Source organism: Paraburkholderia bengalensis, assembly GCF_037126505.1.
Classification (GTDB): Bacteria; Pseudomonadota; Gammaproteobacteria; order Burkholderiales; family Burkholderiaceae; genus Paraburkholderia; species Paraburkholderia bengalensis.
In genome coordinates this window covers 1-21,344 of the sequence record NZ_JACFYJ010000096.1, presented here as the reverse complement: position 1 = coordinate 21,344, position 21,344 = coordinate 1, and the positions used below count along the sequence as shown (strand labels likewise).

At 60.8% G+C, this 21,344-nt stretch carries 16 protein-coding genes; 12 read left to right on the top strand and 4 right to left on the bottom strand.

Annotated elements, in window-relative coordinates; all coding sequences use genetic code 11:
• Positions 1-2 precede the first annotated feature (2 nt).
• The 4 genes from H3V53_RS35150 to H3V53_RS35135 all read left to right on the top strand — a co-directional run bounded on the left by H3V53_RS35150 (position 3) and on the right by H3V53_RS35135 (position 5,367).
• Positions 3-1,466 carry an efflux transporter outer membrane subunit gene (locus H3V53_RS35150; RefSeq protein WP_336601752.1) on the top strand — a complete coding sequence of 488 codons (1,464 nt, stop codon included), beginning with the start codon at positions 3-5 and terminating at the stop codon, positions 1,464-1,466.
• 182 nt (positions 1,467-1,648) lie between these two features.
• The gene (locus tag H3V53_RS35145) at positions 1,649-2,983 is read left to right on the top strand and encodes a paraquat-inducible protein A (RefSeq protein WP_336601751.1); all 1,335 of its coding nucleotides are present in this window, start codon (positions 1,649-1,651) and stop codon (positions 2,981-2,983) included.
• Positions 2,984-3,043: 60 nt separating this feature from the next.
• Positions 3,044-4,639 (top strand): PqiB family protein, encoded by a 1,596-nt coding sequence (locus H3V53_RS35140; RefSeq protein WP_336601750.1) that lies wholly within the window; start codon positions 3,044-3,046, stop codon positions 4,637-4,639.
• Entirely contained in the window at positions 4,636-5,367 is a 732-nt protein-coding gene (locus H3V53_RS35135; RefSeq protein ID WP_336601749.1) for a PqiC family protein, read from the top strand. Before H3V53_RS35140 ends, H3V53_RS35135 begins: the two co-directional genes overlap by 4 nt.
• 307 nt (positions 5,368-5,674) lie before the next feature.
• Here H3V53_RS35135 and H3V53_RS35130 read toward each other — a convergent pair whose 3' ends face one another.
• On the bottom strand, positions 5,675-6,439 hold the full coding sequence (locus H3V53_RS35130; protein WP_336601748.1) for a TetR/AcrR family transcriptional regulator: 765 nt from the start codon (positions 6,437-6,439) through the stop codon (positions 5,675-5,677).
• Between the two features lie 439 nt (positions 6,440-6,878).
• Here H3V53_RS35130 and H3V53_RS35125 point away from each other — a divergent pair, with 439 nt between their 5' ends.
• The 8 genes from H3V53_RS35125 to H3V53_RS35090 all read left to right on the top strand — a co-directional run bounded on the left by H3V53_RS35125 (position 6,879) and on the right by H3V53_RS35090 (position 17,950).
• On the top strand, positions 6,879-7,949 hold the full coding sequence (locus H3V53_RS35125; protein ID WP_336601747.1) for a VOC family protein: 1,071 nt from the start codon (positions 6,879-6,881) through the stop codon (positions 7,947-7,949).
• Between the two features lie 33 nt (positions 7,950-7,982).
• A complete protein-coding gene (locus tag H3V53_RS35120) occupies positions 7,983-8,939 on the top strand; it encodes a fumarylacetoacetate hydrolase family protein (protein ID WP_336601746.1) in 957 nt (318 codons plus the stop codon).
• Positions 8,936-10,942: an acyl-CoA synthetase gene (locus H3V53_RS35115; RefSeq protein WP_336601745.1), complete on the top strand. Its 2,007-nt coding sequence runs from the start codon at positions 8,936-8,938 to the stop codon at positions 10,940-10,942. Before H3V53_RS35120 ends, H3V53_RS35115 begins: the two co-directional genes overlap by 4 nt.
• 594 nt (positions 10,943-11,536) lie before the next feature.
• Entirely contained in the window at positions 11,537-12,241 is a 705-nt protein-coding gene (locus H3V53_RS35110) for an OmpW/AlkL family protein (RefSeq protein WP_336601760.1), read from the top strand.
• 119 nt (positions 12,242-12,360) lie between these two features.
• Positions 12,361-15,339, top strand: coding sequence for a molybdopterin-dependent oxidoreductase (locus tag H3V53_RS35105; protein WP_336601744.1), 2,979 nt, complete (start codon positions 12,361-12,363; stop codon positions 15,337-15,339).
• 10 nt (positions 15,340-15,349) lie between these two features.
• Positions 15,350-16,213 (top strand): 4Fe-4S dicluster domain-containing protein, encoded by an 864-nt coding sequence (locus H3V53_RS35100; protein WP_336601743.1) that lies wholly within the window; start codon positions 15,350-15,352, stop codon positions 16,211-16,213.
• A gap of 190 nt (positions 16,214-16,403) precedes the next feature.
• Positions 16,404-17,030 carry a TetR/AcrR family transcriptional regulator gene (locus H3V53_RS35095; protein ID WP_336601742.1) on the top strand — a complete coding sequence of 209 codons (627 nt, stop codon included), beginning with the start codon at positions 16,404-16,406 and terminating at the stop codon, positions 17,028-17,030.
• 8 nt (positions 17,031-17,038) lie between these two features.
• Positions 17,039-17,950 carry a LysR family transcriptional regulator gene (locus tag H3V53_RS35090; protein ID WP_336601741.1) on the top strand — a complete coding sequence of 304 codons (912 nt, stop codon included), beginning with the start codon at positions 17,039-17,041 and terminating at the stop codon, positions 17,948-17,950.
• A 778-nt stretch (positions 17,951-18,728) separates the two neighbouring features.
• Here the strand turns inward: H3V53_RS35090 and H3V53_RS35085 are convergent.
• The 3 genes from H3V53_RS35085 to H3V53_RS35075 form a co-directional block, all read right to left on the bottom strand.
• Positions 18,729-19,502 carry an HD domain-containing protein gene (locus tag H3V53_RS35085; RefSeq protein WP_336601740.1) on the bottom strand — a complete coding sequence of 258 codons (774 nt, stop codon included), beginning with the start codon at positions 19,500-19,502 and terminating at the stop codon, positions 18,729-18,731.
• 517 nt (positions 19,503-20,019) lie between these two features.
• Positions 20,020-20,994 (bottom strand): IS5 family transposase, encoded by a 975-nt coding sequence (locus tag H3V53_RS35080; RefSeq protein ID WP_336601739.1) that lies wholly within the window; start codon positions 20,992-20,994, stop codon positions 20,020-20,022.
• 190 nt (positions 20,995-21,184) lie between these two features.
• The coding region (locus H3V53_RS35075; protein WP_473766669.1) for a carboxymuconolactone decarboxylase family protein at positions 21,185-21,344 on the bottom strand (160 nt) is incomplete at its 5' end.

Genomic DNA, 21,344 nt, shown 5'->3' with positions numbered 1-21,344 from the left:
TCATGAGTTTTACGCACAAGACATCCGTGGTGGCTGTGGTCGCGGCACTCGCCGTCACCGCCTGCTCGTTCGGACCCAGCGGCGAGCCGCCCGCGATGCCGTCGCCTGAGCATTACGGCGCCCAGCCGCAACTGTCGAAGACGGTGGCCGCGGGCGGCATTGCGCAGTCTTTCGATGTCGGCGCGACTGGCGTTACCCAATGGTGGCGGTTGTACCGCTCCCCAGCGCTCGATGCGCTAGTCGACGAAGGCCTGCGCAACAGCCCGACGCTCGCGGCGACGCAGCGCGCGCTTGCAGCGGCACAGGAGGAACTGCGCGCCCAGGTCGGCGCATCGACGCTGCCGTCCATTGATGGCGCCGTGCAGGTCGAGCGCGCGCGTTCACCCGTGGTCCCGGGGCTCGGGCCTGAGCAGGTGCAATACAACTTCTTTGCCGGACAGCTGCTCGCGCACTACACATTCGACCTGTTCGGCCAGACGCGTTACATGAATTCGGCGAACGCGGCGCGTGTGAATGTACAGGCGTTCGAGCTCGAGGCGTCACGGCGTGCGCTCGCGGCGAACATCGTAGCGAGTGCGATCAATGTAGCGGCGCTCGATCGTCAGATTGCGCTCACCGAACGGCTCGTTGCCGTATCGAACGATGCTGCGAACGAGGACCAGCAGCGTTACGCGCTGGGCTCGATGTCGCGCGCACAGGCGCTCATGTCGAAACAGGACGCAGCTTCGATTGCGGCGACGCTGCCGGCGCTACGACAGCAACGGGCTTCGGCGATCCATGCGCTCGCGGTACTGATGGGCCGCACGCCGGACAACGCTCCGGGCGTGCCGGATCTCGACAGCCTGTCTCTGCCGGAGCACGTGCCCGTCGCCGTGCCGTCGGACCTGCTGCGCTCGCGTCCGGATATCCAGGCCGCCGACGCCGCCGTCAAGGCCGCCGCCGCCGACGTGGGCGCAGCCACGGCGCAACTCTTTCCGAGCCTGTCGCTGACGGGCTCGATGGGTCGCGGCGGCTTTAGCTGGCCGGCGGTGCTCTCGGGCGCGGGCGGGCTGTGGGCGATCGGTGCGGGTCTGTCGCAGCCGATCTTCCACGGTGGCGCACTGTTCGCGCAGCGCCGGGCATCGATCGATGCCTACGACGCCGCCGTGCTGCACTACAAGTCGACGGTGCTCTCCGCATTCCAGGATGTGGCGAATTCGCTTGCTGCGCTCGATAACGACGCGCAGGCGTTTGCTTCGACGGAAGTGGCCGCAGACGCCGCGCGCGCGGCATTCGACGATACGGCGTCGCGGAACCGGATGGGCTCGCTGCCGTCGGCTGCCACGCATGCCAGCGAGTCGCGGTATCTGAATGCGCAGATCGGCGCTGTACGCGCAGCGGGCCAGCGCATGAGTGATACGGCGGCGTTGTTCCAGGCGATGGGAGAACTGCCGACGGACCAGCAGACTACCGCGTCAAGACAATGACCAGGCCTCGCGAACATTGCGTTGGGCATCCGGCCGGGTCCGGACCCTTCTCCGCTCAGCGGTGCTTACCTTCAACGAGCCGATAGCCGCCTGGCGGACGCATCCACAAACGTCGCGCACCGCAACGCGTAATGCAGCCGTTGGGCAAGTGTGAATGGCGCCCGAAATTCAGCTTCATCCGAATGGAATATCACAAACTGATTGTCTGCCACGAATGCGACCAGCTGTTTCGCAAGCCTTCCAGTGTCAGGGGGCGACGCGCTAGCTGTTCACGCTGCGGTGCGAGCCTGCCGACGCTACCGGGTGCCGGGTTGCCGCTCGACTGGATCTGCGCCGTCACGCTTGCCGCGCTCATCACTTTTTGCATTGCTCAGAGCTTCCCCGTGATCGAACTGCGCGCGAACGGCATGACGTCCGAGGCGACGCTGTTTGGCGCCGTGCGCTCGTTATGGTCGGGCAACATGCGTGCCGTCGCGGCCATGGTGTTCTGCTCGTCGATCCTTTTTCCGCTGATCGAACTGCTGGCCTTGCTCTATCTGCTGGCGCCGCTTTGCGCAGGCAAGCGGCCGCCCCAGTTCGATGCAATGTTGCGCCTCGTGCAGCTGGTGCGGCCCTGGGGCATGGTCGAGGTACTCATGCTCGGCGTGCTGGTGACAATCGTGAAGATGGTCAGCATGGCGGAGGTTATCCCGGGGCCCGGGCTGGTTGCACTGGGTGTGCTCACCATCATGCTGGGCGTGGTCGCCCTGTTTGACCCGAGCGGGCTATGGGTCGTTCGCGACGAGATCGGGACTTCACGAAAGGGCGGCGTTCGCTGGTCGGAAGGGAGTGCGGGCCGTAGGCACTTCACGCGGCCATTGCGAGCGTGCAAAGCTGGTTCGTCGCCTGCGCTCACGGCGCAACGCGCCGGACTCATCGGCTGTCATGCGTGCGGACTCGTTCAGACGCGTAGCGAATGTCAGGCGCACCAGCGCTGCGCGCGGTGCCAGCAAGTTCTGCATGAACGGCGCCCGGAGAGCCTGACGCGAACCGTCAGTCTGCTTCTTGCCGCCGCGCTCGCCTATATCCCGGCGAATCTGCTGCCCATCATGCACGCCTCGACGCTGGGCCGCGCGGAGGACGACACGATTCTGGGCGGCGTCGCGTACTTCTGGTCATCGGGAGACTGGCCGCTCGCCGTCGTCGTTTTTGTCGCCAGCGTTCTCGTGCCGATGCTCAAGCTGGTTGCTCTCACGCTTCTCACGGCAACAGTCCGCCAGGGTTCCGGCTGGGCGGCGCGCGAAAGGGCAGGTCTGTACCGGATAGTCGAGCGTATTGGCCGATGGTCGATGCTTGATGTCTTCGTCGTCGCGCTAACGGTCACGCTGGTGCACTTCGGTTCCTTTGCCTTGATCACTGCGGGCCCCGCCGCGCTCGCTTTTGGAGCGGTGGTGATTCTCACCATGCTCGCGTCGCATCAGTTCGATCCGCGTCTCATCTGGGACAACGCAGGTCAGCGTTCCCGCCCCACACGATAGAGCGTTGGGCACTTCCTCTCCGACCACACACCGGAAATTCCGAAACCAGATTTTTAAAGAATGCATCTTTCCAATCTTTCCAGTCCTGAACTCAAGCCGCGCAAACGTTGGCTGCCATCCCTGATCTGGCTGGTGCCGCTGATCTCCGCGTTCATCGGGGTGGCGCTTGTGGCCCGATCCGTTGCCGATAAGGGACCCGTCGTAACCGTCACATTTAATAGTGCGGAAGGCATGGAGGCAGGCAAGACAAAGGTCAAGTACAAGGACGTCGAGATCGGTTCGGTGCAGGCCGTCAAGCTGTCCAGCGATCTGCGGCGCGTCATCGTGAGCATCCAGTTGAGCAAGGACGCCGAAAAGTTTGCGACGCAAGGCACGCGGTTCTGGGTGGTGCGCCCGCGCGTAGGCGTCAACGGTATCTCCGGCCTCGGTACGTTGCTCTCGGGTGCCTACATCGGCGTGGATATCGGTCGTTCGACCGAAAGGCAAACGGCGTTTCCCGGTCTTGAGAATCCGCCCATTGTCACGACGGGACAGCCGGGACATCAGTACACGCTACGAGGCGAATCTCTGGGCTCGATCGATATCGGCGCGCCGATCTTCTACCATCGCGTCCAGGCAGGCCAGGTGGTCGGCTACTCGCTCGAACCGCGCGGCGCGGGTGTGATCGTGAATGTTTTCGTTAATGCACCGTTCGACCAGTACGTCGGGCCCAACACGCGGTGGTGGCATGCGAGCGGCGTCGATCTGCGTCTTGATTCCAACGGCCTCAAGCTCAATACGCAATCACTCGCGACCGTGGTTGTCGGCGGGCTTGCCTTTCAGTCTCCGGTGGGGCAGGAAACGGGACAACCGGCAGCGGACAAGGCGGTCTTTCGTCTGGCCGCGGACGAATCGGACGCCATGCGGGAGCCCGACGGCCCGCCGCTCAATGTGGTCATGCGATTCAACCAGTCGTTGCGTGGACTGTCCGTGGGCGCACCCGTCGACCTACGCGGAATTGCGCTCGGGCAGGTGACCGACATCGGGATCGAATACAACGAGAAGCAGAAGAGCTTCGGCATGAAGGTATCGATGGCGCTCTATCCCGACAGGCTCAGCCGCCGCTCGAGCGAGGCGCTACCGGCGCCTGACACGCCGGGTGGACACGAACTGCTGCAACATCTGGTGATGGAAGGGCTGCGCGGGCAGTTGCGGACGGGCAATCTGCTGACGGGCCAGTTGTATGTCGCGCTCGACATGTTCCCGAAGGCGCCGCGAGCGACCGTCGATGTGCACGGCAGCCCGATCGAACTGCCGACCGTGCCCAATACACTCGACGAACTCCAAGTACAGATAGCAGACATCGCACGGAAACTGAACCAGGTTCCGTTCGATCGCATCGGTGCCAACCTGAATGGTGCACTGGAAAACGCCAACAGGCTTTTCGGGCATATGGACACTGAAGTCGTACCACAAGCCCGCGATACGCTCGCTGCCGCGCAAAAGACGTTCAGCACTGCGGAATCGACATTGCGTCAGACGGCGCCCATGCAGTCCGATATCCAGGATGCCATGCAGGAATTGACGCGAACGTTGCAGTCCCTCAATACGCTCGCCGATTACCTGGAGCGTCATCCCCAGGCGCTGCTGTTTGGCAAGAAAGGAGACAGGCCATGAAGCAAACCCGTTCATGGCGCACGATGGTGCGGACCGTGACCGTCATTGGTCTGGCCATCCTGACGGCATGTGCTTCGCCGCCGACGCGCTTTTACACGCTCGGCACCGAAGCCGGGCCGACGATGACGGGCAGTACTGCGGGTCCATCATTTCGCATCGATGTTCGTCCGGTGAAGGTGCCCGCCGCCGTGGCAAGAAGCCAGCTGGTGGTACAGGTCAATGCGGCACAGGTCGAGGTACGCGAGGACGACCGGTGGGCGTCGTCGCTGCCGGACGAAATTCGCTATGCGCTGATTGCCGGCTTGAGCCACCAAGCCGGCGCGGCCGGTGCGAAGACCGTCGCCCGCAACGGGGACGACGTTCCTGTCTATCAGGTTGCCGTCGAGGTTCAACGCTTCGAATCGTGGCCCGGTTCACATACGCTGATTGACGTCGTATGGGATGTGCGCACGTTGGCGGACGGAGAGACATTGACTTGCCACAGTGTAGTGAGCGAGCCCGTTTCGGACGGATATCAGGCGGTCGTAGATGGTCACCGTCGGGCTATAAGGGTAGTCGCTGCACAAATAGCCAAGGTCGTACGCGCCTTGGCCGCGAGCGGCACGGGTAGTCCCTTGACGCCGGCTGGGGCCTCGGGCAGAGCGGGGAGCCGGGTGTTGTCTTGCCCGCATGCGACAGACGGGGTTGAGACAGTCACGGACAGGACGGTTGCGCGCCCCGAGGAATGAGTCGGTTGCCCGTGGCCAGTGGCGCGCGATTGCGTCACTCTCTCGATAGGCGAACACGCTCGTTTGTATGGACGGTTGTCGAGCGCTTCGCGATGAAACCGCGAGGGCCAGAAACTGATCGCGAGCGTTCTTGCGCTGGCGGACGATTGGGCAAGCGGGCACGACGCGAGTGCCCCCGTGGCGAGAATGCCACGACGTCTTCAGATGACAATCAGCCGCACGCCTCGCTCGCACGCCATGAAAGAACGCGACAATCACATGGTCGATGCGGCCAGCGCGGCCAACAGTACTGCTCGTTTCACGGCCCTCAATTTTCCTCGACGGTTTTCTCGACGACGGGCAGTGGCCGCGCTGCAATCTTTTCCGCCTCAGCGCGCTTTAGCCCAAGCGTTTGCAGCAACATCGCTGCCGTGCGCTCCGGAAAGTGCTCGCCGCTAAAGCCGAGTTCCTTGAGCACACCCGCCGCGCTCGCGCCTGGCGCGACGAAGTTCAGTTCGGCGGCGATCGCGCTCAGGACCGTGCCGCCCACTGCAAGAAAGCCGATAAACGGGTCGGCAACGACGAAACGTTTCGCAGCAATGCCGTTGCCGATGTCGCGCATGAGCCGCTGGCCCAGCCCGCGGGTCATGGCGCGCGCAGAAAACCCTTCGCGTATCAGGAAACGCCCCCACACCGGATCGTGCCGCGCACGCAGGACCGTATGACGCACGGAGACGGCGACCACCTCCGCAGGGTCGGTAATGCCGCCCGCGAGGCGATCGAGCATGTCCGCGAATTCTTCAAACACGTTATCGACGAGGGTCGCGTAGATCGCTTCCTTCGATTCAAAGTGGTTGTAGAACGAGCCAAAGCCGACGTCGGCGGCCTCGGTAATTTCGTTGATCGCCACGCCCTCCATGCCTTTCTCCGCCATCAGCCTGAGGGCAGCGTCAAGCAGCCGGGCCCGCGTCTCACGCTTGCGGCGCGCACCACGCGGCTCCCGTTCTTCGATGACGGGAGCTGCGGGAGCCGGTACGACCGGCGCTGCTCGCGAGGAACGCTTTGTTGTCGGGCGATTTGTCGTCTTTGTCATGATGAATCCAGATCTGGGCGTATCCGCAGTATAGATTCGAACGTCTATATTGACAAAACTATCAGCGATGAGTTTAATGTCATCAACGGCACCGAGGGCCGGTCAAACTAAAACACATGGAGTGACTGTGGAGACAGCAACCAGACACGGTGTCAGGCCGTCCGGCCGGCATCAGGCTATTCATCCGCCCGTCCGGGTATTGGGACCCGCGATCGATATCGCGCCGGCATATGAGCAGGCGAGCGAGGCGGCGAGCACGCATCGCATCGCTGGGTGTGGCGTGGGAGGCTTACGGCGCGTCCGCGCAATTGCCAGAGATCTTCGCAATACAGTCGGGATCCCGATTGCGCGAGAGCCTCGCTTGCCGGGGCGCCAGCGCGCGAGTGCCCCAGCGCCTGAAGCCGCATCAGTCTTCGCAACCGCCTGATTACCTTTCGCCATGAAACTGACTACTGCACAACCGGCCCGCCACCCCCATCCAACGGCGAAAGCGACCGCCCTGGCGTATCTGATATTCGACAGGCCAGACCTTGGGGAAGCTGAACGATTTCTCAATGACTTTGGGCTTCAAACCGTATCGCGGGGCGAAGCGCTACTGCTGCTACGTGGTACAGGCGCCTCGCATTTTTGTTATGTCGTGCGCAAGGCGTCGAAAGCGGCGTTCGTCGGCTTCGGTTTGCAGGTCGCGACCAGGAGTGAACTCGAAGCGCTCGCGACGCTGCCCGGTGCTTCAGAGGTCGAACAGTCTGCGCTGACGGGCGGCGGCTATGTGGTGCGACTGACTGACCCTTCCGGTTTTCGCGTCGATGCGATCTGGGGCCAGGCGGCCGCACCGGCGTTGCCGCACCGGCTGCCGTTGCCGTTCAACTCCGTCGACGCGACGGTTCGCATCAACGGTAGACAGCGTCCGCCTCGATGCGCACCGGAGATCATCCGGCTGGGGCACGTCGTGCTCGAACTCGCCGACTATCAGCAAACCTGTGCATGGTACACGCGCCATTTCGGTTTTATCCCGAGCGACGTGCAGGTACTGCCCGACGGCTCGCCGGCTGTCGCGTTCATGCGTCTCGATCTCGGCGACACGCCGGCGGACCATCACACGCTCGCACTGGCACAGGGGTTTGTCGCGACCTACAGCCACAGCGCCTACGAACTCGTGGATGCGGACGCGGTCGGTATGGGCCAGCGCGTACTGCGCGAGAACGGGTGGAGCCACGCGTGGGGCATCGGCCGGCATATTCTGGGCAGCCAGATCTTCGACTACTGGCAGGACCCGTGGGGCGACAAGCACGAACACTACTGCGACGGCGACCTCTTCACGTCCGACGAACCGACGGGCATCCACGCCGTGAGTCGTGAAGCGATGGCCCAGTGGGGGCCGACGATGCCGCGCAGTTTCACGAAACCCAGGTTCACGCCCGCGAGCGTTGTGGCGCTTTTCAGAAACCTGCGTCGTAGCCCTGATCTGACGCTCAGCAAACTGCGCACGCTGGCGAAGCTCTTCGCCTGAACCGTCCTTATCCATAGAAGCAGGAGACAACAAATGGCAGTTCACGTTTTGCATTACCTGCACGAAGGCCGCGCCCGGTGGGGCGTGGTCGCTGACAACGCAATCACAGCGGTCCCGGGCGAGTTCGGGTCAACCGCCGACTTTATCGAGGCGAACCCGGTCGAACGCCTGCTTGTGCTGGACGGACCAACGATTCCCGAATCGGACGTGCAGTGGCTGTCGCCCGTGACTGCCAACCAGCAGTTCATCTGCCAGGGCGCGAATTATCGCCAGCACATGATCGAATCCGGCGTGGACCCGGATGTGAAGAAGTTCAACATGATCTTCACGAAGGCAACGAGCTGCATCGTTCCCGCCGACTCGCACGTCGTGAAACCCAACGCGGTGCGGTTTCTTGACTATGAGATCGAGCTTGGTCTCGTGCTCAAGCGCGACATCACGTCCCGCGAGACGGTCACGGACGAAAACCTGCATGAATACATTGCTGGCGCTGTGATCGTCAACGACTATTCCGCGCGCGATATCCAGATTCCGCAGATGCAGTTCTACAAGGGCAAAAGTTTCCGGACGTTCGGCCCTGTCGGACCTTACCTCTGTCTGCTCGAGAAGGGCGACTTTCCAAAGTTGAAGGAGCTCGCGCTGACGCTGACGGTGAACGGTACCGTCCGCCAGAACGACACGACCGACGGTCTCGTCTATGGACCGGCCGAGACCCTGACGGAGCTGTCGAGCGTACAGGACCTGCACACGGGTGACTTGCTCGCAACAGGCACGCCCTCTGGCTGTGCATTGAGCATTCCTTCGCCCGAAAAGCAGCGCGCCGCGGCGCAATTGCCTGAAGCGGAAAAATGGCGGCTCTTCCTGAAGATGCAGGAAGACAGGCGGCAATACCTGCAGCCAGGGGACGTCGTGGAGGCAAGGATCGTCAGCCGTGATCGCTCCATCAATCTGGGCGTGCAGCATAACGTCGTCGTCGAAGAGGCAGCATGAAAGGCGTCGCAAACCTGGACGATGTGCTGGCGATCGAAGCGCAAGGGCAGCTGGCGGATCGACCGTCGAATACCTACGAGATGATCTGCCGGGGCGCCGCCATCGATCCTTCGGCACCTGCGCTTTCTTTCTTCGCAACAGCCGAGGACTATGCGAGCCCGGAGCACTGGACCTACAGCGAGCTGGTGCGCGATATCACGCGCACGGCAAACATGCTTTCGCGACTAGGCGTGGAGCGGGACAGCGTCGTCGCCTATGTGCTGCCCAATCTGCCGGAAACGCACTTCGTGATCTGGGGAGCCGAAGCAGTCGGGATTGTTTGCGCGATCAATCCACTGCTTGAAAGCGAAGCCATCGGCGAGCTGCTCAAGGCCTCAGGCGCCAGCGTGCTTGTCACGCTCGCGCCGTTTCCCGGGATTGACCTATGGCAAAGGGTGCAATCGGCGTTGGCCGGGGTTCCGGCTTTGCGAGATCTGGTGCTCGTCAATCTCGCCGACCGGATGCACGGGGAAAGGGTCGTAGCCCGAACGCAGCAGCGTCGCGAAATCGAAAGGCTGCATGGCGAGGGCGGTCTGCGTAGCGCGGTCCCCGCGCAGATCCGGGTCCGCGAATTCAGCGCCGCCATCGCCAGCGAGTCCGGGGCCGCGCTCAATGACTCGCGTCGGATAAGCACAGAGGACGTTTCGTCCTGTTTCTGCACGGGCGGCACCACGGGACTGCCGAAGATCGCGATGCGCCGGCACGGAAATGAAGTGGCCAATGCGTGGAATGCGGCTCAGTTCTTCGGCGAGAGCATTGGGCCGGGCAAAACGATATTTTGCGGATTGCCGCTTTTTCACGTGAATGCCGTGATGGTGACAGGCCTCCTGGCGTTCTCACGCGGCGCCCACGTCGTTCTCGGCACACCGCAAGGTTATCGGGGCGAAGGCGTTGTAAGGCGCTTCTGGGAAATAGTCGAGCATTACGGGATTAACTTCTTCAGCGGTGTTCCGACGCTCTACGGTTCACTGCTGGACGTTCCGGTCGACGGGCACGACATCAGCTCGCTCGAGTATGGCCTGTGCGGCGCTGCGCCCATGCCGGTAGAACTAATCAGGACGTTTCAGGACCGTACAGGCATACGTATCCTCGAAGGCTACGGCCTCACCGAAGGTACGTGCGTGAGCAGCGCCAATCCACCACTAGGAGAGCACAGGCCCGGTTCGATAGGTCTGCGTCTGCCTGGACAGGCGATGAAGGCAGTAGTGGTCGATGAAAATGGCCGTTATGTACGGGACTGCGTTGAGGACGAGGTCGGCCAGCTGGTGATCTCCGGTCCGAATGTGTTTGTTGGTTATTCCAGCGCCGAACAGGACAGGGCGATGTGGATAGAACTCGGCGACGGCGCGCGCTGGCTCAATACCGGCGATCTCGGGCGCTGTGATGCCGACGGGTACTTCTGGCTCACCGGCCGGAAGAAGGAGCTGATTATCCGGGGCGGCCACAACATCGACCCTGCGGCGATCGAAGAAGCCCTTCATCGTCATCCGGCAGTCCAGATTGCCGCCGCCGTGGGGCGTCCAGATATGCATGCTGGCGAGCTGCCGGTCGCCTACGTCCAGCTAAAGCCAGGCGCGACAGTAACGGAGGCCGATCTCGCCGCCTTTGTGCGTGACGAGATCAGCGAGCGTGCTGCGGTTCCAAAGGGAATACGGGTCGTCGATGCGATGCCGCTGACGGGCGTCGGCAAGATCTTCAAGCCAGCGCTGAAACGACGCGAGACGGCGGACGCGCTTCGCGTTGCGCTCGAAGATGCCGGCGTCAAGGATGCAACTGTGAGCATCGTAGAAGACAACACGCGCGGAGTGTCGGTGCAGGTCGAACTTTTGGACGCTGGACTCAAAGAGTTGGCGGGTTCAACGCTTGGACGCTTTCCGTTCGCTTTTTCGCTCACTGTCGCGGCCACTTCACAACGCAACGGCGAGAGTACCGCGGCGACCAGGACGCCCAGCGGCCCGCAGTGACGTGTCGCTGATCGACGGGACGTTCACTCACGCGCACGTGCCCCGATGACACGCGCGCAATGTGGATTCGTTAGCAGCAGGTGGAGCAATGGTGTTTGGTTGAGGAAGAAGATGAGTATCGCATCAGGAAGGACCTTACGTTCACTTGTGCACAAATGGCTGGGACCGACGTCCGGGACGCCGGTTAAGGTTACGCGATTCGATCGCCTGCAATCGACTCAGGGAATCTGTGTACACATCGAACTGTTCTTGCAGAGTGGTCCCGTGGGATTGTTTTTCTTCAGGCACGGGGATGGTTCGTGGTGCGTGTTCCCGCCTGACAGCGAGCGGCCAGCGATGCGCGTTCACTGAACCGCCAGGCATTCGAGGACCACTGGCAACGGCCCGAAAGAGGAACGGACGTGTCATTCGTGGACTGGTTCAGGAGATCACACTCTAACGAGGTTTCGATCAATGCAACGACACTGGAAGTCACAATAATTAAATTGGTACAACAACATAAAGCGGATCGTTAAAGCCGTGCACAAAAAATCAGCCATCGAGACAGGAGAAGACACGTTGAGGAATTACAGGAGAAAGATTCGCGCTGCCGGGATGACGGTTTGCGTCTGCTCGGCTGTGCTTGCAGATCACGCGAATTCGCAGACGGCTGGAAGCTTCACGCTGGCCACGGGGTGGCTTCGCGTCGCGCCGCAGAGTAGTGCAACGCCGCTTACTGTGGAAAATGTTGGTGGAATGACGGTGAATCAGCAGCTACCCGGTACCGGTGCGCATGCGACGTCCACAGATACGATGGGGATCACCACGGAATACTATGTCACCGACCACATCGGCGTCGCCGCACTCATTGGCCTCCCGCTGACAGTGAATCTCGTTGGCGACGGCACGCTCGCGAAATATGGCACGCTCGGATCGACCCGACCGATACCGCCCGCTATCGTTCTTCGATACCACCTGTTCGAGGCTCAGTCCAAATTCCGTCCTTTCGTCGGGTTGGGCGTGAACTATACGTGGTTCACTCAGGTTCGCACGACCAATAGTCAATTTGTGACGGATAACCTTGGGCCGGGCGGGTCGGCGCACGCATCGCTCAGTTCATCCTGGAATCCGGTGCTCGAGATCGGCGCAAATTACGCAATTACAAATCACTGGTCCGTCGGGGCCTCTGTCGGTTACGTCCCTGTAAAGACTCACCTGACGCTGGACGGAACGACGGCGGATGGCACACATATCGTTTCGAGATCAACGATCCGGATCAATCCCGTCAACGTTTTCCTGAATATCGCCTACACGTTCTAGCCGTGCAAATGGCGTTTTGCTTTGCCTGATTGACGGTAGACGGGCACATCCAGTCAAGAGATTCCAATGCACAGCAAGGAAGTCGAAAGTTACAGCGATGTTTTTTTTGGGGAGAAGCGATGAAACGCCAGGTGCTCAAGTCGATTCTGTTTGCACTGCCCAAAGTGCTCGAGCTGACGGCACGCCGCTTTCCCGAGTATCGTGAGCGCCTGAAGGAGCGCGACCTGGTCGCGTGGATCGGGTTGATGGATCGAAGCCTCGGTCGCGCGATCGAGATCAGGGACGGCCGAATCAGGTCGCGCGCCCGGTACCACCCGCAGCCGGACGTGTCCATGCTTTTCAAGGACGCTACGACCGCGCTCAAGTTCCTTTCGCCGAGTCCGGATCAGGCGGAGATCATCCACGCAGCGAAGAATTTCAAGGTGATCACGGAAGGCGACGACGAATTGCTGGTCTGGCTCATGCAAACGCTAAGCATGATGCAAACGGTCAGCCTGCCGATGGGCACGCCCATGCGGGATGGCACGCGCCGCTATACCACCTGCACAAACGGCGGACCGTTGTTCGTCTATGTGAAGGACGAGCGCATCGTGCGGGTGACGCCAATCGATTTCGACGGCAAGGATGCGCCGAGCTGGGAGATCGAGGCGCGCGGCCGCCATTTCGCCCCGCCACGGCGCGGTCTCGTCGCGCCGCACGCGTTGGCGATCAAGTCGCTCGTCTACTCGGACAAGCGCATTCTGCATCCAATGAAGCGGGTCGACTTCGATCCTGACGGTGAGCGCAACCCGCAAAACCGCGGCAAGTCCGGCTATGTGACGATCAGCTGGGACGAGGCGCTGGACATCGTCGCGAAAGAAATCAACCGGCAAAAGCGCGTGCACGGTCCGGGGTCCATCACGTTTCCCATGTCGTCGCATCACCAGTGGGGCAATATTGGCTATTACCTCAGCGCGCTCACGCGCTTTGCGAACCTGATTGGTTTTACGCGAGTGGCTGCGAATCCTGACAGCTGGGAGGGATGGTACTGGGGCGCGATGCATCACTTCGGCAACTCGATGCGCGTTGGCGTGCCGTCGGGCTACGGTGGTATCGAGGACTGCCTGAAGGAAGCCGACATGATCGTCTTCTGGTCCTCCGACCCGGAGAGCACCAACGGCGCCTACGCGGGGTTCGAGGGAACGCCGCGGCGCCTGTGGGCCAAAGAACTCGGCATCGAGTTCATCCATATCGATCCGCACTGCAATCCAACCGCGCAGCTGCTGGGCGGCCGCTGGGTGCCCATCCGGCCGCAAACGGATGCGGCGCTGGCCACCGCCATCATGTATGTGTGGGTGACCGAGGGTCTATACGACAACGAATACGTCGCTAGCCGCACGACTGGGTTCGACGAGTGGCAGGCCTATCTGACAGGCAAAACGGATGGCGTGCCGAAAACCCCGGAATGGCAGGAACAGGAAACGGGCGTGCCCGCCAAGGACGTTCGCGCGCTCGCGCGCCTATGGGGCAAGAAGAAGGTCTACCTGGCTGTCGGGATGACGGGCGCGGGATTCGGTGGGGCGGGGCGAGGTGCGACGGGAGCGCAATGGGCGCGTTGCATGATCATGATGATGGCGATGCAGGGCTGGGGCAAGCCGGGCGTGAATTTCGGCTGTCTCGAGATCGGGGTTCCGCATGACCTGCATTTCTACTTTCCGGGCTATGCGGACGGCGGCATGTCGGGCGATCTCGCGTGGACCGCGAATGCGGTGAACAACTATCAGCGCATGCCGCACATCCTGACCATGAATCCCGTCAAGCAGATGGTTCCCCGGCAGCAGTTACCGGACGCCATCATCAACGGCCATGCGACGGGCTATCTCTGGGATGGCATGTCGCAGGAAGCGCAGTTCGCGCCGTTCAGCTATCCCATGCCAGGATACTCGCCGATCCACATGATCTATCGCTATGGCGGGTCTGCTTTTAGCACAGTGACGAAATCCGGACGCTGGGCTGACGCGTACCGGCATTCGAGCATCGAGTTCGTGGTCAACCAGTCGATCTGGATGGAGGGTGAGGCGCAGTTCGCCGACATTATCCTGCCGGCGTGCACGTCGCTCGAGCGTTGGGACATTGGCGAATGGTCGAATTCCGGCGGCTACGCGCATCATGGCTACAACACGGTCAATCATCGCATGGTGACGCTGCAGCACAAATGCATCGAACCTCTGGGTGAGTCTCGCTCCGATTACGATATTTTCACCGCCATTCTGACGCGTCTCGGCCTGGGCGGCGTCTTCACCGAGGGGTGCGGCGAACTCGATTGGGTCAAGCGGGTGTTCGACTCGTCCGATCTTCCGGACCACGTTTCATGGCGCGACTTCTGCCGCAAAGGGTATTTCGTCGTGCCTCCCGAGAAGCCGGAATTGCGTCACCCGGTGGACATGCGCTGGTTCGCGGAAGGCCGGCGCAAGGACTTGCCGGAACCGCATCCGCTGCCGTCGCAGTATGCCGAAAAATTCGGCATGGGCCTGCAGACGCCCAGCGGCAAGCTCGAGTTCGTGCCCGAATTGCTGAAGCGGCACACGGCGGACAACCCCGAGCGTCCGCCGCTGAACCGGTACATCCCGTCGTGGGAGGGGCTGCGATCCGAACTGGCTCAGCGCTATCCGCTGCAACTCATCGCTACGCATAGCCGTTATAGCTTCCATACTCACTGCGATGGCAAGAACTCGTCGGTCAACAGCGTCGAAGACCATCGCGCGCTGATTGCGGGGCATCGCTTCTGGCTGCTGCGACTCGGGCCCGCTGACGCGGCGGCCCGAGGCATAGTCCATCGCGATCTCGTCAAGGTGTACAACGACCGGGGCGCCGTCATCTGTGCGGCTGACGTGTCGGCCCTGGTCACTGCAGGCGTGGTCAAGTCATACGAGGCAAGCGCCGAATTCCAGCTGATCGAAGTGGACGGCGAGCGCGTGGAAATCGGCGGTTGCATGAACATGCTGACGCCCGATCGGCCGCAAACCGCGGGCACGAGCAGCATGAGTCCGAACTCATGCCTCGTGCAGGTTGAAAAGTGGAAAGGCGCGGATACGTTCCTGTTCGGTCGCGCAGCGTAAGGAGCAATCAATGAGCAAGTGGAATCTGGTTATCAAGGTCGGCCAATGCGAGAACTGCCAGAACTGCGTTATCGCCACGCGGGATGAGCACGTAGGCAACGATTTCCCGGGCTACTCCGCGCCCGCCGACACCGGCGCGCAGAGCCCCATTCGCATCCTGCGCCGCGTGCAGGGCGATTCCCACATGGTCGAGACAACGTACCTGCCGGTGATGTGCAATCACTGTGACGAAGCACCATGCGTGCGGGTGGGCGGCGACGCGGTTCGCAAGCGCGCGGACGGCATCGTCATCATCGATCCGGACAAGGCACGTGGCCGGAAGGAGATCGTCAAGTCCTGTCCGTACAAAGCGATAGTGTGGAACGAGGAACTGCAGTTGCCGCAGACCTGGATCTTCGATGCGCATCTGCTTGACCAGGGTTGGCAGCATCCGCGATGCGAACAGAGTTGCCCCACTGACGTGTTCGAGACGGTCAGACTCGATGACGCCGCGATGGCGGAAAAAGCGCGGCGCGAAGGGCTCAAGGTTTTACGGCCGAATCTGGGCACGAAGCCTCGCGTCTGGTACGGCGGCCTCGAACGCTGGGAAAGCTGCTTCGTCGGTGGAAGTGTCAGTGCGCGGGTGGGCGGCGTCGTAGAGTGCGTCGCGGGTGCTGCCGCTGTCCTGTATTCGGGTGATCGGAGAGTTGCGGAAACAGTCTCCGATGCGTTCGGCGATTTCCGGTTCGACGGTCTCGGGAAAGACAGCGGCGTGTACCGCATTGAGGTTCATCATGCGTTGGGCGATGCATCGCGCGAATGCGAACTGGGCGAAAGCGTTTACCTCGGCGAAATCAGCCTCGTGCAGTCGACCAGCGCAGTCGAAGCCGCATGAGGCGCTGGATCTACAGGTCGATGTCTTTCATTCGCACCCTCATTCTATATATTGACGAATAAATCAGTTATGAGTTTAATATCGAATGTTGATCGGCCTGTGCGTTGTCGACCGACTTGTTGAGAAACCGCCATCTGATTGACTCGCTCCGTCGGCGAATCAAGACGGCCACGTCATCGTAAGCTATGCCATGAAGCGAGAACGCCTGACGCACGCGCGAAGAAAAGAGCAGACGCGCGAACGCCTGTTTGACGCGGCGCGAACCATCTTTCTCGAGAAGGGCCTGGGGGCGACGAGTGTCGAAGACATCGTTGAGGCCGCCGGTTATACGCGTGGCGCGTTCTACTCCAATTTCTGCGGCAAACAGGAACTGCTGACGGAACTTTTGCGGCGCGATTGCAGTGAAATGCTGGCCAATCTGCAGGACATCATTGAGGAGGACGGTACGCCCGAGGAGGCGCAGGCGCGCGCGATCGCTTACTACAGCAGGGACTATGTTGGAAGCGATAGCTTCCCGCTCTGGGTCGAGGCTCAACTCCTTGCACGCCGCGACAACGCGTTCGGGGAGCGCGTTCGCGCGTTCCGGCGCGAGAAACTCCTGCAGGTCGGTGCGCACATACGGATGCTCATGGCGAATGGCGACAAAGGATTGCGCCTTGAGGTAGACGCGTTCGCGCTCGGGTTGGCTAGCCTGTGCGACGGCGCGCAATTTCTCAGGATGTGCACTCCGCAGGCAGTAACGGACGAGGCGATTCAATCCGTGCTAGCCGGATTCCTTTCGTGGTTAGTGTCCGTTTCCGCCACGACAGTTGATTGATTGTAGCAATGGAATATATCGAAAGCTTGCGCCTCTTCCGCACTATCGTCGAAGTCAAAAACTTCAGACGCGCTGGCGAAATGATGGACTTCTCACCCTCGGTTGTCTCGCGGTCGATTGCGTCGCTGGAAGAGCGGCTGGGAACACGACTGTTTCACCGATCGACCCGGCAGTTCTCGCTGACCGAAGCCGCGGAGCGTTTTTACGAGGGCTGTTGTCGCATTCTCGACGATCTTGACTATCTGGAGGCCAACGCAGCTGGTCACGGCCGACTGCCGGGCGGCGTGTTACGGTTGGTTGCGCACACGACGGCTGCGTTGACATGGTTGGCCCCGTTGATCGCTTCGTTCAAACGCAAGCATGCAAATGTCACGCTCGATATCACCTTGACCGAGCGGCCCGTGGATCTGACCGCCGACGGTTACGACCTGGGCATAGTGCTGCCTTTCATGCTGGCGACGGATCTTGCGGTGACGCGGCTTCTCCAGCGCTTGCCGCTTGTCATCGTTACAACGGAAGCTTACCTGAGCAGCCATCCGCGACCCCGGCATCCCGCGGACCTTGAGGATCATGTGTTCGTAACCGTTCCGCCTTCAATGCACAAGCCATTCTTCACCTTCCGAAGCGGCCACGAGAATATCGCGGTCCCGGTTAAATACGAGATTGCTTCAAATAATCCCATGTTCAACCGGGACATCATTCTGGAAGGATTTGGTGTCGGTCTGCTGCCCATTACGCTCGTGGAGCACCACATCAAGGCAGGGCGACTCGTTCGTCTGCTGGAAGAGTTTGAGATTGCGGACTCCGCGGCGGAAGTCCGACTTGCGTACATGGAACGCGCATTGTTGCCCGCAAAGGTTAGGGCCTTCATCGAACATACCGCAGAGTTTTTCGAACGCGGTATGGAAGCGTCCGTTTAAGGGAACGGAGATGTCGCGTCGTTTGATGACATCGGACATTTTGTAAATCGTCGATCAGCTTTTGCGTTGGCCGTGCGGTGTGGCACTGCATTTGTCGATGAGCCCGGTGAAACAGCTCGTTGCGAAGAACCAATGCACCGGCCATCAGGAAGATACGTCGAGCGCGGGAATTTTGCGGCGCAGAGCGTCGAATGGCGTGCGAAGCCTTTCACGCAGCAGTAGAGAGCCGTGACTGAGATGGCTAGGCGCTGAGGTTGCCCAGGCGACGGCCGGACAACGCTGAATGGGTACAACCGGCCAGTTTCAGACAGTCAGCGATGCTCCGAAGTTGACGCCCCAACGGCCGTTGTATTCCAGATACCCGACAATTGCACGCTACCTTTTGTGTGGTCGGATGATCGTAGTACGTTCCCATGTCCCCTAAATCCGATCGTGAAAGCGCGTACGCGTCGCCACAGGCTACGGCGGTGAGCAACGACCGACGCGGCGAGCAGCTCAGAACGCAGGCGCTGACAGAACACTGGCGAGCACCGCCTTTGGTATGTTGCGCGACCGCTCAATATCCCGCCTGGCCTATCCAACGGCCGCCAGCCCGGGAGCATCATAGCTTGTACACGGTTGACCGGCATCGAGCCTGCAACTGAAACGACGCATAAGCGTCACCGTACGGACCAGGGGAATCGCGTTTCGCGTCCAGCGATCAACTGCGCCTAGGACAACGAAGAGCGAAAGCGCCGGGCCATGGGTGAGGTGCAGCCGGTGCCCCCGAGTTGGATGCTCATTTTCTTGCGGCCCAATGAGAGTTGCGCATGAGAGCGCTGAAGTCTCTCCGGACGAAGTGGGGATCCTCATAGGCCATTACATCGGCCAAGCCGGTGCCCTGAGTGGTTTCAGGCCGATGCCTGAGGCTGTCGTAAAGGGTACGCATGAAGACCTCGACAAAGTCTTGCGGGTGAGGGTATGCCATCTCGACGGCGTCTCGCTGCTCGGCGGCGAAATCGTCGTAGCCGGCGCCAACCAGATCCATGTTCGCCCCCTGAGCAACAAGTGCTGCCAGCGGTGAAACCTGTGCAGGGATACCGTTCGTCGTATGCAGCGCAATCGCAAGCCAGACTTGCTCGCTCGCGGCTTCCGATACGCCGCGGCTTCGCAGGAATTGGCGAGCGGCGTTCGCACCATCCACCTCGTATCGCAGATGGCTCTGAGCGTAATTCTCCGTCAAGCCATAATCATGGAACATTGCCGCGACGTACAAAAGCTGCGGGTCGTAGGGAAGGCCATTTCGTTGCGCAGTTAAGGCAGCCCAACAATAAACCCGCGTCGAATGCTCGAAAAGGAACTCCCCCTCCGAATCACGTATGTATCGAGCAGCGTCGCGTGCCAATTTGCTGTCGGGGATTGCTATGTTGGGCGTTCTATCGGCCGTGTCCGAACTTTGATGGTCCGGCGCAGGCGCTCGTCCAGCGGCACGCAAGTTCGACGTTTGAACGAAACCTAGCACCAAAATTAGAAGCACGGCGCAAGCCGTACCTACAAAGCGAGTGACCTTCATAGTCCAATTCCTTTTCAACATGCAGACTTCTGCTGCCTTCGCGTCCGGCGAGAGATAGCTATGACATTTCCCCACAACTGTTCGACTTCCGCCAAGACCATTGCGGATGGCCGTCGAGTGGACAGCACAGAGTTGATGCATGGGATCCTGACAACAACAAGCGCATCGCGAGTCGTCGTTCACCGTGCTGAAGGTCGACTGGGGTCGATGCTCCATTCTCATCGTTGAACGCATCGGCGATTTGTTCCTTAGCGGTTCTCTTCAGGAAAGCTGAGCACTTCCACCAGCATGCGCTGGTCTTCGGTGAACTCTTTGCATGCTAGTCCGAGCACTTCCACTTCGACGCCTAGGGTCACCAGTTGAACGACTGTGATAATTTTAGGGCAACGCTGAACAAGCCGTTGTATTCATCGATTCGGGCGCAACCAGAGGCAGATTCATCTTGAGTGAAGCTTTCCGCCCGCATTTCTTGCCCACCAAGGCGTTGCGTACGGGCCTGCGACCCGCTTTTCGCCCATTACGGGCGAACCTGTGCCATCAATCGCCTGCGCGAGAGATAGACGTTGGTCAAGGCCAGCGCGACGAAGGCGCGATTGGCGTTCTTCGCCAGACCGCGATAGCGCACCTTCGTGAAGCCCCACAAGCGCTTGACGACAGCAAACACGTGCTCAACCCGAGCACGGATCTTCGACTTGTTGCGATTCTTGCCGCGCGCTACCTCGTCAACTTCGCCCGCACGGCGCGTACGCTGATTGGTGAAGTCGCGTGCCTTGGGGGCCTTGTCACGGATCAGCGCTTTCTGGCTCGCATAGGCGCTATCTCCATAGACGCGTTGCTCTTGCCCATGCAGCAATTTCGGCAGCGGATGTTTGTCGTGGACGTTGGCCGGCGTGACCACCGCGCTATGTGCCAGGCCGCTTTGACTATCGACCCCGATGTGCAACTTCATGCCGAAATACCACTGCTTGCCTTTGCGCGTCTGATGCATCTCAGGGTCGCGCGCCTGCTGCTTGTTCTTGGTCGAGCTGGGGGCGGCGATCAACGTCGCGTCCACGATGGTGCCGCTGGCAAGCTTCATACCGCTGGCTTGCAGCACCCGCCCCACCTCGGCGAAGAGCCGCTCCCCCAGCTGGTGCTTCTCAAGCAGGCGCCGGAATTTGAGCAGCGTTGTCGCATCCGGTACGGCTTCGCAGCCCAGATCAATGCCCACAAAGCGACGCAGGCTGGCGCTGTCATACAGAGCCTCTTCGCAAGCGAAGTCGGCCAGATTGAACCAGTGCTGCACGAAGTGAATCCGCAGCATGCGCTCCAAACCAATCGGCGGGCGACCGTTGCCGCGTTTCGGGTAATACGGTTCGATTACCGCACACAGTTCGGTCCACGGAACGATCGTGTTCATCGTGTCAAGAAACTCGTCGCGTCGCGTGCGTTTGCGTCGGGTCTCGAACCCCGCACCTTGATCCGCGGCCATCGCGAGCGTCTGCTGCTTCATTGTCTTTTGCCTTTCTCGTTGCTTGTGCGCTCTATAACGCTTGACGTGCACAAGCGGTGGACTTAATCACCATTGCCTTAGACATGCAATCGCGCCGCGCCTATGCAAAGCGGCTGCATAATTACGTCACAGAATCGTGCTGCTTTTGTCTTAGTCCAAGCGCTTTTCGGTGTGGAAACTCGCAATGCCTTTACGTTTCCATCGCGGCCTGAGGCGTGTTCCGGAAGCTGATTGCCATACGGTTATACGAATTCATCAGGCTGATCGCGATGGTCAGGTCAACCAGTTCGCGCTCATTGAACACGGCGCGGGCTGCCTCGTAGGCTACGTCCGGTACACCGGTCTGTGCC